Genomic DNA, 13,157 nt, shown 5'->3' with positions numbered 1-13,157 from the left:
TGGTCTGCTCCATTCTCTTTCCACTTCTGTTATTGTGTTTATTACAAATTGTCATTTTTAAATAACAACCTATTTACCCTACATCCGTTGTTGCCTGTTTTCATCAATGGCTATTTGATAACAAGGAAATAAATACAATGAACATCAAGAAATTTAGCCTTACCATGCTAGCTGTTGGTATCAGCCTATCTTCTTTTGCTAGCGAAGCAAAAGGTCACCCTAACCTTATCCTTACCGAACCTGGCGTAGAAAGAATGAGGGACAACCTGGGTGAAGTTCCTCTGTTTGATAAAAGTTTGGCAACCGTTAAGCAAGAAGTAGATGCCGAAATTGCAATGGGTATCGATACGCCCATTCCAAAGGATTTTTCAGGTGGCTACACCCACCAGCGCCATAAACAAAACTTCTTCATTGCGCAAAAAGCGGGCGTACTTTATCAAGTGTTAGAAGATGAAAAGTACGCTAAATATATTCGTGACATGTTGTTTCAGTATGAAGCGATGTATAAAGACTTACCTTTGCATCCGCAAGAGCGTTCGTATGCTCGCGGTAAATTATTCTGGCAATGCCTAAACGACAGCAATTGGCTGGTTTACATGAGCCAAGCTTATGATGCCATCTATGATTATCTTTCTGCTGATGAACGCAAAACACTTGAGGATAATTTATTCCGTCCGTTTGCCGATTTCATTTCATTAGAAAACCCACAATTTTTTAACCGCGTTCACAACCACAGTACCTGGGGCATTGCTGCGGTAGGCATGATTGGCCTTGTTATGAACGATGAAGAGCTAATTCAACGCGCGCTTTATGGTATTGAAGACGATGGCTTAGAAGTGGGTGGTAAAGACAACGATGGCGGCACTATTAAAGTAGAAGGTCAGCGTAAGGGCTTTTTCGCTAATTTAGAAGAGCCCTTCTCTCCTGATGGCTACTATACCGAAGGCCCTTACTATCAGCGCTATGCAATGTATCCTTTCCTAATACTTGCACTGGCGATGGAGAACAATCGTCCAGACTTAAAAGTGCTACAGCACAAAGACAATGTGTTGTTGAAAGGTATCGATGCACTTCTTAATTTGTCTGACGCAGATGGCGAATTCTTCCCACTTAACGATGCTCAAAAGGGCATGTCTTACAAGAAAGCCTCTTTGGTAACTGCAGTCGATCTCGCTTACTTTTACGGAGAAAAAGATCCTCGCTTGTTAAGTGTGGTAGAGAAGCAAGGACAAGTACTTCTTCAAGAGTCGGGGCTTGAAGCCGCTATTGATATTCGAGATGGCAAAGCGGTTCCTTTTGTAAAGTCTTCCGTGAATTTAAGTGATGGCCCTAACGGTGACCAAGGCGGTGTAGGTATTTTGCGTTATGGTAATGAAGACCTAACGCTTGTGTTTAAGTATGCCGCTCAGGGTTTAAGTCACGGTCACTACGATAAGTTGTCGTTCTCTTTATATGAAAAAGGTGAGGAAGTTCTGCAAGATTATGGTCTAGCTCGCTTTGTGAATATAGGTCAAAAAGGCGGTGGTAACTATCTAAAAGAAAACACCACATGGGCTAAAACAACTATTGCGCATAATACCCTATCAATAAATGGCACAAAGCATTTTGATGGGAAGTATGAGGTTGCCAGCCAGCATCACTCTGAGCTTTTCACTTTTGACGCAGAAAATGACAATGTAAAAGTGGTTAGTGCAACAGAAGAAAATGCCTACCCGGGTACGTTAATGCACCGCACAATGGCGGTAATCAAAGACGAAAACTTTGAAAAGCCGTTTGTACTAGACATTTTACGCGTTGATTCTGATAAGAAAAATCAATACGACCTGCCCTTCTATTACATGGGTCAGATAATCGATAAGAACTTTACTCACGAAACGCCTAACACGCTATCACCATTTGGTGATGAAAATGGCTATCAACATTTATTTGTAGAGGGCAAGGGTAACGCGAGTGAAGGCAATACTAAGTTCCAATGGCTTCAGCATGGCAAGTACTACACGTTGACTACGGTTACTGACGCTGAAGACGAGGTGTATTTGACTCGCATCGGCGCAAACGATCCAGACTTTAACCTGCGCCGTGATGCAGCTATTACGCTAAGACGAAACGATACCCAAGACACTTTGTTTGTTTCTGTAGTAGAACCTCATGGTTCATACAGCCCAGTGAGTGAATCGTCGATAAACTCAAGAAGCAGTATCAAAAACCTTGAAGTCGTTTTAGATAGCGACGCGTACACTGGTGTGCGTATTACCGACGTAAAGGGCGGTACACAGCTTTTTATTATTGCTAACAGCAATAATGACAACAGTGCAAAACACAAAGTTGACATTAACGGTGAGAGCTTTAGCTGGGTTGGCCCTTACTTTTATAAGTAATATGTACTTTAAAATTACACTGATGTAACCCGAAACAAAGCCTCGCAAGAGGCTTTGTTTGTTTTAAACCCTAGTTTTCTACTTTTACGTTTTCACGCGTTTGAGATCAGCACCGTTTATACCAGCACGCGTAGATAATTACCCACCCAACAGGCGCTGGCAAGTTTCCTAGCGAAGCGTGGGAATGCAGGAATGGTATTACTTATCAATAGCACTCGCTAAAAGGGGCTAGCTAATGGCTATATTTTTTTAAAGAAAGCCTGCACCTATAAAAGTTGAATCACCTTTACTTAAACTGATCATTTTATCTTTAATAACCGTTCTATAATATTTTTACTATACTGGCTCTAGCTGCTATTAACTGATCGCACATATAATTTTTTAGAAAGTTGTGAATGTCTAAAATCACTGATGTTCGCCAAACTACTCAGCTTAAATGGATTTAATCGAATTACATGTCACAACTTTTTCAGACACTACAGGCAAGAGTTATTATTCTAATTTCTATGATTGCCATACCCGGTTTCATTGGCATCTCCTACGACGCATACGTTGAAAGAGAGCAAGCAATAAAAGCTGCGGTTAGCCAAGCAGTAAACACAACAAAAACACACTCTAAAATACAATCGAACCTTATTGAAGAAACGCGATATTTTCTAAAGAATTTGGCGCAGTTCGACGCAGTGCAGCAGCCTAGTTCACCACAGTGCAGTCGCTTCCTTGCTAACGTGCTCAAAGTAAACAGTAATTATGTCAATCTAGGTGTTCCAAAGGCAGATGGCCAATTGTTATGTAATGCCCGAGAATTAAAAAGTTCGGTGAACGTTTACGACCGACCTTATATACAACACGCTATCGCCACCCGTAAATTTTCGATCAGCGAATTTCAAATAGACAGGGCTACAAATTTAACTAGTATTAATTTTGCCTACCCCGTCATAAATCAAAAACAGGGCAATTTAGTAGGGTTGGTTGTAGCTGTTATATCTCTAGATTGGTGGAATGAGATACTCTCTGAGTCTTATCTTCCTGATGATACGGTTGCATTTATAACTGATAGTGAAAACAAAATTGTAGCAGCATTCCCCACCAGACAAGAACTAATAGGCACACAGCTAGAGATAGAGGGAAAGATTAAGGGAAATAAGAGCGCATATACAAACGCAGCATTAAATAACACTGTTTTTATGAGTGAAGGCCCTTATCAACGCGTTTATGTAACACACCCGCTATTTGATGATGGGAAGCATATCAACATCACCATTGGTATTCCGCTGAAAGAAACGTTTGAAGCAATTGATACCAGATTAATGACAACCACTCTCATATTGGCGTTGATCGTTTTATTTTTTGTCGGTGTTTTAGTATGGCTAATTCGCAAAAATGTTTTGATACCCATAAAAACGCTTTTGAAGTCGACTACAGCGTTGGCCGAAGGTAAAGAGGTTGATGAGATATCGACAAAGGGCAGTATAGAGCTAAGAAAGCTACAGCTACGTTTTGCACAGATGGCTAGAACGCGCCTAGATGCTGAAAAACAACTTATTGATAGTCAAAATTCACTGCAGGAAAGTCGAGATATCTTAGCAAGTCATATTGAAAACACACCTTTAGGGTGCGTAACTTGGGATACTGACTTCATCTGCACTGATTGGAACAAATCGGCTGAATTGATCTTTGGCTATAGCAAGGAAGAAGCTATAGGTAAGCATGCCTCGGAGCTTGTGGTTCCAATTGAATTACGTAATGAAATAAATGACGTATTCGAAATACTAGTTGAGGGCAAAAAAACTGTTCGTAGAGTAAACGATAACCTCACTCGTTTGCTCGAAACAATCACTTGCGAATGGTACAGCACCCCTATCTTAGACTTCTCTGGCAAAGTAATTAGCGTCGTTTCATTAGTTCAAGACATTACTGTAAACAAACGCTTAGAAGATAAATTAAAGTTATCAGCCAGTGTCTTCTCTCACGCCCGAGAAGGCATCTTTATTACCGATAGTGAATCGAACATTATAGATGTAAACAAAACCTTTGAAGAGATAACCGGCTACTCGCGAAACGAGGTAATAGGCAACAAGCCCAGTATGTTTAAATCTGGAAAGCAGTCTCCGGAATTTTACGAGAACCTATGGAAGTCAATAATCAATGACGGCTATTGGGCAGGAGAAGTTTGGAACAAGAGAAAAAACCACGAAATATATGCTCAATTACTAACGGTTAGTGCAGTAAGAGATGATGACGGCACCATCAAAAACTATATCGCTATTTTTAGCGATATTTCCGAAACAAAAGAACAGCAATATCGTCTTGAGCAGATGGCTCACTACGATGTGTTGACTAATTTACCTAACCGCACTTTACTCGCTGAACGTTTGGATAGTGCACTTAAACATTGCCAGACAAATGAACGTTACGCCGCTGTTGTATTACTTGATTTAGACGGGTTCAAAGAAATAAACGATACGTTTGGGCACAGTGTAGGAGACGAGCTTCTCATTACATTGGCTCATCGCTTCAAAAGCACGCTAAACCAAGGAGATACCATTTCCCGTTTTGGTGGAGATGAGTTTGTAGCAGTACTTACTAATTTAAAGCAAGCCCAAGACTTTGGGCCTACTGTAAAGAACATGCTTAAAGCAGCTTCAACCCCAGTTAAATATGGTGAAAATGAACTTAAAGTCTCAGCAAGCATTGGATTAACCGTCTACCCTACCGACGATACCGATGCTGAACAGCTGATTAGACATGCAGACCAAGCGATGTACTTAGCGAAACAGAAAGGTAAAAACTGTTTCCACCTTTTCGATATCGAGTCAGAAGATGCGATTAAAACTCGCCACGAAATAATAAAAAGTATTGAGAACGCTCTTAAAAATAATGAGTTTGAACTTTATTACCAACCAAAAGTGAATATGCGCACTGGAACAATTGTTGGCGCAGAAGCGTTGATTCGCTGGCAGCATCCAATACGCGGGCTTCTCTCTCCGGCAGAGTTTTTACCCTTTATCGAAAATCATTCGCTTAGTATTGACGTTGGCGAATGGGTTATCGAAGAATCGCTGCGGCAGCATTACCAATGGAAACAATTGGGCATAGACATAAAAATTAGCGTGAACATTTCTGCATTGCAGATACAGCAAAGAAACTTCCCTACTCGTTTAAAGAATTTGCTTTCAAAAGTACCCGAAACACCACCTAAAGCAATTCAGTTAGAAGTACTTGAAACCAGCAAGCTATCTAATATCAAAAATGTGTCTGAGATTATGGAAGACTGTGTAAATCTCGGTGTTACCTTTGCCATTGATGATTTCGGAACGGGTTACTCGTCTTTAACTTACTTAAGACGCCTGCCCGCCGAGGTGATCAAAATAGACCAGTCGTTCGTTCGCGATATGTTAGAAGACTTAGAAGATAAAACGATTGTTATCGGTGTAATAGCCTTGGCCAATTCATTTAACCGTAGTGTTATTGCTGAAGGTGTGGAAACTGTTGCCCATGGAGCATCATTATTAACACTAGGTTGTGAACTTGCGCAGGGTTTCGGCGTAGCACGCCCTATGCCCCCCAAAGCTCTGCCTACTTGGGTGGAGCAATGGGAAACAAAGGAAGAGTGGAAATAAGCTTAAGAAGTACCTTCAATATTGTGAGGTATTAGTACTGAGCTTAGTTAAATGGTGTAAACAACGTTGGATAAAGGCCAGGGAGCTCGCGCCAGTGCTCGATCACCGGTACGCCTTTAAATGCACTTGATACTCCCCCTTCTAAATGACTCGCCCCCGTGTATTTCACTACCGACATTCCGGCACTTAACGCACCCTCAATGCCTGCATCTGAATCCTCTATCACTAAACACTTTTCAGGTGGAACCCGCATTTTTTTAGCAGCAAGAAGAAAAATATCGGGCGCAGGTTTTCCCCGTGTTACCTCTGCGCTAGTAGTTACATACCCATTAAAAACCGTTTCTAGCGCCGTTGTTTTTAAAGAAAATGAGACCCGTTCAGGATGACTACTGGTCGCAATACATTTTCTTACTACAAGGCGCTGTAAGATAGTCTCTAGGCCAGGTGTGGGAATAAGCTCTTCAGCGAACACCGCTAGAAGCGCTGTTAAATAATCATCCCTAAACGCTACGGGGAGGCTGATATTAAAATCTTCGGCTATTTGCGCTTTTGCAGAATCATAACTTTTACCTAAAAAGTGCTTATCAAAGTAATCGTCATCTATTTTTACGCCAAGGTCATGCAGCATAGAGATAAGTACGCGCTTGCACAAAATCTCGCTGTCAATAAGTACTCCATCACAGTCAAAAATAACCAACTCTATATCGGCATTTGTTACTGTTGGCTTTTTCTGCTCCATAATAATTCCTTGCTTAGTCTAACCATCTTTAGAAGGTATGCCTTCATACCTTGCTACGATTACTGGCTAAATTGCGTTTTTAAAACGTTTTACTTTTGTAATTTCTTTTAGTTGAGCGCTAATGCTTTAACTGCAAAGAAGTACACTATTAGTTAACGTTGGGAACCTAATAGTGTACTTGGAATGCACTCATCAAAGCCTTGCGTATCGCACTGCAACAATGCCATTAATGCAATCAATACAATTAAGCTGCCGAAGATGACGTTTTTTCTCCCCAAGACAACTCGGGGATGGTTACGCCATCTTTGTCGAAGTGCATGATTTTCTCTTGCGCGGCCGTTAGGTTAATGGTGTCGCCGTAAGCGACTTTACAATCCCCGTCGGCTTTCACTGTTAGCGTACCGATACCCTCTACATGAACATGTAAGAAAGTCTCAGACCCGAGGTGCTCAATAACCCCAACTCTACCGGTCCACAGCCCTTTTTCTTCGGTAATTCTAAAGTGCTCTGGGCGCACACCTAAGCTACACGTCGGGTCACCTGCTTTGGTATCTACACTAATAAAGTTCATTTTTGGCGAACCGATAAAGCCTGCAACAAATTGATTTACTGGCTTTTGGTAAAGCTCTAAAGGCGTACCCACTTGTTCAATAATACCGCCATTAAATACCGCAATACGGTCGGCCATGGTCATGGCTTCAACTTGATCGTGGGTAACATAAATCATGGTGGTATCTAAGCTTTTATGAAGTTCAGATATTTCTAGGCGCATATTAACGCGAAGTGATGCATCTAAGTTCGACAGCGGCTCATCGAACAAGAACGCTGAAGGCTGACGTACTATAGCACGTCCGATAGCAACACGCTGGCGCTGACCGCCCGAAAGTTGACCCGGTTTGCGGTCAAGGTAATCGGTAAGGTTTAGCATTTTCGCCGCTTTTTCAATTTTCTGTTCAATAATTGCAGGGTCTACTTTCGCCTGTTTTAGTGGAAACGCAATGTTGTTACGCACCGACATATGAGGGTAAAGGGCGTAAGACTGGAACACCATAGCCAAACCCCGCTGTGCTGGCGGCATGTCTGTCGCATCTTGATTATCGATTTCGATAGTACCGCTTGTAGTATCTTCAAGGCCGGCAATCATGCGAAGTAAGGTTGACTTACCGCAACCCGACGGCCCAACGAATACAATAAATTCACCATCTCGAATTTCTAAGTCCAACGGCTTAATCACGTTAACGTCGCCGAAGCTTTTTGTTACTTGTTTTAAGGTAATACTTCCCATTTTGAAGCTCTCCTATTTAACTGCGCCGAAGCTTAAGCCGCGCACTAACTGTTTCTGACTAAACCAACCAAGAATAAGAATTGGTACCACGGCCATCACGGATGCAGCCGATAGTTTTGCGTAAAATAACCCCTCTGGGCTTGAGTAACTGGCAATAAACGCGGTAAGGGGCGCTGCGTTAGCTGCAGTAAGAATGAGGGTCCAGAATGCTTCGTTCCACGCCAAGATAACGTTCAACAGCAATGTTGACGCAATGCCTGGCAGCGCTATCGGCAACAGCACCTGAAAGATCTCTTGTTTTATTCCTGCGCCATCCATGCGTGCCGCTTCTAAGATTTCGTTAGGGATTTCTCTAAAGTAGGTATAAAGCATCCACACCATAATAGGCAGGTTGATAAGCGTCATTACGATGACCAAACCAATGCGTGTATCCAGTAATCCAAAATCGCGAAATAGCAGGTAAATAGGAATTAACACGCCCACAGGAGGAAGCATCTTGGTAGAGAGCATCCACATAAGTAGGTTCTTTGTGCGCTTAGTTTGAACGAACGCCATGGACCAAGCAGCTGGGATTGCAATAAGCAGCCCAAGAAGACTAGCCCCAAGCGAAATCACAACGGAATTCATAAAATGGTCGAAATAAGGAGACCGAGAAAGCACCTCTGCATAGTTCTCTAAGGTCCAATCAAACATAAACAAACTAGGCGAAGCAGAAATGGCTTCTGACTCTGTTTTAAAGCTTGTAATAATCGTCCAAAGAATGGGGAAGAAAATCATCCCGCTTACTGTCCACGCCGCAAGGGTGTAGATAAGTTTTGATTTATTCGTATCTTTAATCGCCATCACTTATCCCTCTAAGTTCTTGCCAATAAGGCGCATTAGGAAAATAGCAACAATATTGGCAATGACCACTGCCACAATGCCGCCTGCAGAACCACCGCCTACATCAAACTGAAGAAGCGACTGGGTATAAATAAGGTAAGTAATGTTGGTCGAAGAATATCCAGGGCCACCGCTGGTCGTCACAAGGATTTCAGCGAAAATCGATAATAAGAAAATCGTTTCAATTAGAATTACTGCCGTGACCGCACGAGAAAGGTGGGGCAACACAATATAAACAAACTTGCTCCATGGACCTGCACCATCAAGATCTGCCGCTTCTAGCTGTTCGCGGTCAAGCGATTGAATAGCCGTAAGCAAAATCAGTGCTGCAAACGGTAGCCACTGCCACGACACGATGATAATAATTGATAGCAAAGGTAGTTCAGCAAAAAAGTCGATAGGCGTTACGCCAATAAACTCAGCAAAGTGGGCAAACAGACCATTTACTGGGTTCATGAACATGTTTTTCCATACCAGCGCCGATACCGTAGGCATAACGAAAAATGGCGCAAGTACCATAATGCGTACGTAGTTTCGCCCCCATATTGCCTGGTCTAATAAAACCGCTAAGCCAATTCCGCCACAAATAGTGATAAACAACACACCGCCTACTAGCAACAGGGTGTTAAAAAATGACTCGATAAACGCGGGGTCAGTTAAAAAGAACTCGTAGTTGAGAAAGCCGATAAATTCGTTATCGCCCGGCATAAGCAAGTTATAGTCTAATACCGAGAAATAAAGGGTCATGCATAAAGGCACGATCATCCATGCTAAAAGCAAAGAGACCGAAGGGAAAAGCATGATTTTGGCTAAAGTACGAGATTGTGTGGTCGCCATGACTAGCCCTCTTATAATTATTAAATGGGAAAGTGCAATAAAGCACTTTCCCTGTGGTTAACGCTGTCTATTTTGGGTAGCGTGCTTTGCGCATAGCGCGCTCAACTAAACGCTGTGAGCTTTGCAGTGCTTGGTCTACCGTCATTCGGCCGGTTAACGCGGCGCTAAACTGCTGACCTACTGCGGTACCAATACCTTGGAACTCAGGAATTGCCACAAACTGAATACCTACGTAGGGCACAGGCTCTACCGTTGGGTTCTTAGGATCTGCTGAATTAATCGAATCTAGGGTAATTTGTGCAAACGGTGCGGCTTCTAAATAAGCGTCGTTCTCATACAATGAGGTACGTGTGCCCGGAGGTACATTTGCCCAACCTTTTTTATCTGCAACTAAGTTTGAATAGCCCTTTGATGTTGCCCAGCTGATGAACTTCATCGCCGCATCGGTTTTCTTACTGCTTGAAGGAATAGCTAAAGTCCAAGCCCATAGCCAATTACCGCGTTTACCTAAACCGTTATCAGGAGCAAGCGCGAAGCCTACTTTGTCGGCAACTTCAGAGTCTTTTTCGTTAGTAACAAAGCCACCCGCTACGGTAGCGTCAATCCACATGCCGCATTTACCGGTTTGGAACAGAGCCAAGTTCTCGTTAAAACCATTGGCTGAAGCGCCAGGAGGACCGTATTTTTCCATTACATCTACGTAGTACTCTAAGGTGTCCTTCCACGCTTTAGAATCGAACTGCGGCTTCCAATTTTCGTCGAACCAGCGAGCACCAAAAGAGTTAGACATTGATGTTAATAGCGCAATGTTTTCGCCCCACCCAGCTTTACCGCGAAGACAAATGCCGTATACCCCGGCGTCTTTATCTGTCATCGCTGCAGCAGCTTCTTTGATAAAGCTCCACGTAGGCGCTTTTGGCATTTCTAAGCCCGCTTTTTCCATTAGGTCGGTGCGATACATCACCATAGAACTTTCACCGTAAAACGGCGCAGCATAGAGCTTATCGTCTACTGAAAGGCCACTGCGAATAGCAGGTAATAAATCGTCAATATCGTAATCGTCGCCTAGCCCGTTAAGTTCGGTAAGCCAGCCTTGCTTGCCCCAAATTGGTACTTCATAAGTGCCAATTGTCATTACATCGTATTGCCCACCGCTAGTAGCAACGTCAGTAGTAACGCGCTGGCGAAGAATGTTCTCTTCTAGCGTAACCCATTTAAGGTCAATATCAGGGTGCTGCTTTTCAAACTCGCTGCTAAGCGACTTCATGGTGATCATGTCGCCATTATTTACGGTAGCGATAGTGATAGTTTCTGCTTGCGCCGCCACATTAATGGTTAGTGCGCTGGCTATAATTAAAGATAGTTTTTTTAACATCGGGTCTCTCCCCTTTGTACTCTTATCAGATATGACTTTCCCCTCCCCGCCCAAATTTGGTTAACGCGGGGATAAGAAAATCAGAGGTATTAAAGTAAGTTAGGTGGTTAGGCAGCGAAACAACGTAGTGCCTAACCTTTTGTGTTAAAACTCGGCTAGCGATTAAAACTTGACTGAAATTTCAGACGTTAGGCCGTCGAAACCTGCGCCAATTTGGCCACCTGAATTAACGCCTTCGTCTTGGTCTACATATTCCACTTTCCAAAGGGTACGGTCGTTGATCCAATAGCCCGCAGATACCTGTAGACGAGTAACTTCATTGTCTGTTTGTTCAATAAGGTCTGACGTATTTTCAGATTCTGCATAACGTGCAGCAACATAGAGCTTTTCTGGAATAATGTACTGTTGTGCTTCTACTACCCAGTATTCAACTGATGAATCAGCTTCAATGACTTGATTAGAGTCGAATGTAGTACCCGTTGGGTCTAACACGCCTTCATTACCGAAGTAAGTGATACCGGCAACGGCATTACCGTCAACATCTGCAAAGGTGTAATCATCGGTTGCTTTACCTAGCATTAAAATAACGCTGGTTTGGTCGCTTGGCTGATACGCCAAGTTAAGCTGCATAATAGACTGATTCAAGCCAGGTAGTGCACCTACGTGAGTATCACGTTCGCTTGAGGCAGACGCAGAAAAGTTATAGTTTTCACCATCACCAAAACGATAGTTCGTAGTAGTAACGCCATCTAAGCTGGCAAGGCCGTTTTCGAATACAAGTTGATCGCCTTGATTAGCATTGAAGAAGTTAAGTCCGGCTTTAAAACCACCTTCAAATTCCAAGGTACCTTGCAAGCGGTAGTTGTAGCCGCGATCTTCTTGGAAAGCTTCACCAAAGCTTGACGTAGTCATGTGACCCGCCACGTTGTATGAACGAAGAATGCCGCTATCGAATGTTTCGGTGTAGCTTAGCTGAATACCGTTTTCGGCAGTGGCGTAGTCGTTAATGCCGTTACCGATAAGTGCGTTGCCTTGGTTGTCCGCACCGTCTTGAAAACCTTTAAACTGGAAAGGAGAAGCACCTATGTTGCCCACGCGTAAAATAAGGCTAGCGTTCTCTTTTTCATAGCCAGTCAAACCAAGCATATCAAACTCGACACCGGCAAAATCTTGGTGGAATGAGAAGTCTCTATCGCCATTATTACCGAAGTCGTTTGGCTCTTCTGCAATATCAATATCGGCAGTTATGTTTTCGGTAATTTTGAACTTGAACATTAAGTTAACGCGAAGACGCCCGAAACCGTCAGACTGGGTTTCATCTTCTGGACGGAACGCACCATCTTTGGCTTGGATAGCTTGATAATTCTGCATAGCTAAGAAGTTAACTTGCACTCTGCCATCAAGAAATTCATTGGGTTCACTAGGTGGTACGTACATCGGCTTTTCTTGGCTTAGCTCTTGCGCCATACCTAACGTTGGCACAGTGGCAGCCATTACTGCGGCAGCAATCAAACTTAAAGATGCTCGTTTAGCGCACTGAGTTGATTGCGTCACGTGTTTCGTTGTATCTAGTCCCATTGTGAACCCTCTATTATTCTTTCGTAATTGTGTGGAGTGTAATTTTTGAAGAGTCTTCGTATCTTGGAGAAATCGGGAAAAACATCACTAAAACCCAAATGCTCACACAAAGATCAAATGCTCAACATGTGAGAATATGACCACCGTTTGTTATCCCCGTCAACCAAAAATTTAACAAGTTTTTATCAAGATATAGCAACAAGACGATAAACACTTGATATAGAAGCACTTTAATTTGTTAACTTTAATTGTAAATTTTATAAATTTAATAAAAAGTAAAATCACTTTTTACACACTCTTACCTTTAAAGGCTATCAAAATGGTTATTTTTGATTACAAATAATGAAAAAATAAAGTAAGGATAATCAAAAGAACACAGCAAGAGCATTTGCGCCATATTGAGATTGTCGGGAAGCATCGCTAAATTTTGTACTGTTGTCGTATCTAGGCGAGGATGAGT

8 protein-coding genes are annotated in these 13,157 nt (G+C 42.6%); 2 read left to right on the top strand and 6 right to left on the bottom strand.

The window, feature by feature from the left end; genetic code table 11:
* The first annotated feature begins 137 nt into the window (after positions 1-137).
* Together IW644_RS04780 and IW644_RS04775 are read left to right on the top strand one after the other, a co-directional pair.
* Entirely contained in the window at positions 138-2,378 is a 2,241-nt protein-coding gene (locus IW644_RS04780; protein WP_269916631.1) for an alginate lyase family protein, read from the top strand.
* Positions 2,379-2,833: 455 nt separating this feature from the next.
* Complete coding sequence (locus IW644_RS04775; protein WP_269916630.1) at positions 2,834-6,001, top strand: bifunctional diguanylate cyclase/phosphodiesterase; 3,168 nt, start codon at positions 2,834-2,836, stop codon at positions 5,999-6,001.
* A gap of 43 nt (positions 6,002-6,044) precedes the next feature.
* On the opposite strand, the gene IW644_RS04770 is transcribed toward IW644_RS04775, so the two are convergent.
* From IW644_RS04770 to IW644_RS04745, 6 genes are all read right to left on the bottom strand, one after another.
* The gene (locus IW644_RS04770; RefSeq protein WP_269916629.1) at positions 6,045-6,740 is read right to left on the bottom strand and encodes an HAD family hydrolase; all 696 of its coding nucleotides are present in this window, start codon (positions 6,738-6,740) and stop codon (positions 6,045-6,047) included.
* Positions 6,741-6,984: 244 nt separating this feature from the next.
* Positions 6,985-8,025 carry an ABC transporter ATP-binding protein gene (locus IW644_RS04765; protein ID WP_269916628.1) on the bottom strand — a complete coding sequence of 347 codons (1,041 nt, stop codon included), beginning with the start codon at positions 8,023-8,025 and terminating at the stop codon, positions 6,985-6,987.
* A 12-nt stretch (positions 8,026-8,037) separates the two neighbouring features.
* Complete coding sequence (locus tag IW644_RS04760; RefSeq protein ID WP_071959882.1) at positions 8,038-8,868, bottom strand: carbohydrate ABC transporter permease; 831 nt, start codon at positions 8,866-8,868, stop codon at positions 8,038-8,040.
* 3 nt (positions 8,869-8,871) lie between these two features.
* Complete coding sequence (locus tag IW644_RS04755; RefSeq protein ID WP_071952603.1) at positions 8,872-9,744, bottom strand: carbohydrate ABC transporter permease; 873 nt, start codon at positions 9,742-9,744, stop codon at positions 8,872-8,874.
* Positions 9,745-9,811: 67 nt separating this feature from the next.
* A complete protein-coding gene (locus tag IW644_RS04750) occupies positions 9,812-11,119 on the bottom strand; it encodes an ABC transporter substrate-binding protein (RefSeq protein WP_269916627.1) in 1,308 nt (435 codons plus the stop codon).
* Between the two features lie 162 nt (positions 11,120-11,281).
* Positions 11,282-12,556: a hypothetical protein gene (locus IW644_RS04745; protein WP_442864427.1), complete on the bottom strand. Its 1,275-nt coding sequence runs from the start codon at positions 12,554-12,556 to the stop codon at positions 11,282-11,284.
* Positions 12,557-13,157: the final 601 nt, after the last annotated feature.

Origin of the sequence: Alteromonas sp. PRIM-21 (assembly GCF_027563165.1) — a bacterium.
Classification (GTDB): Bacteria; Pseudomonadota; Gammaproteobacteria; order Enterobacterales; family Alteromonadaceae; genus Alteromonas; species Alteromonas macleodii_A.
The sequence above is the reverse complement of the archived record's forward strand: the minus strand, read 5'-3'. Positions and strand labels throughout refer to the sequence as shown.

What these genes read in the sequence shown, in the direction of transcription:
- IW644_RS04775 (WP_269916630.1), top strand. Translation starts at nt 2,834, where the DNA reads ATGTCACAACTTTTTCAGACACTACAGGCAAGAGTTATTATTCTAATT.
- IW644_RS04765 (WP_269916628.1), bottom strand. Translation starts at nt 8,025, where the DNA reads ATGGGAAGTATTACCTTAAAACAAGTAACAAAAAGCTTCGGCGACGTT.
- IW644_RS04760 (WP_071959882.1), bottom strand. Translation starts at nt 8,868, where the DNA reads ATGGCGATTAAAGATACGAATAAATCAAAACTTATCTACACCCTTGCG.
- IW644_RS04780 (WP_269916631.1), top strand. Translation starts at nt 138, where the DNA reads ATGAACATCAAGAAATTTAGCCTTACCATGCTAGCTGTTGGTATCAGC.
- IW644_RS04755 (WP_071952603.1), bottom strand. Translation starts at nt 9,744, where the DNA reads ATGGCGACCACACAATCTCGTACTTTAGCCAAAATCATGCTTTTCCCT.
- IW644_RS04770 (WP_269916629.1), bottom strand. Translation starts at nt 6,740, where the DNA reads ATGGAGCAGAAAAAGCCAACAGTAACAAATGCCGATATAGAGTTGGTT.
- IW644_RS04745 (WP_442864427.1), bottom strand. Translation starts at nt 12,556, where the DNA reads ATGTACGTACCACCTAGTGAACCCAATGAATTTCTTGATGGCAGAGTG.
- IW644_RS04750 (WP_269916627.1), bottom strand. Translation starts at nt 11,119, where the DNA reads ATGTTAAAAAAACTATCTTTAATTATAGCCAGCGCACTAACCATTAAT.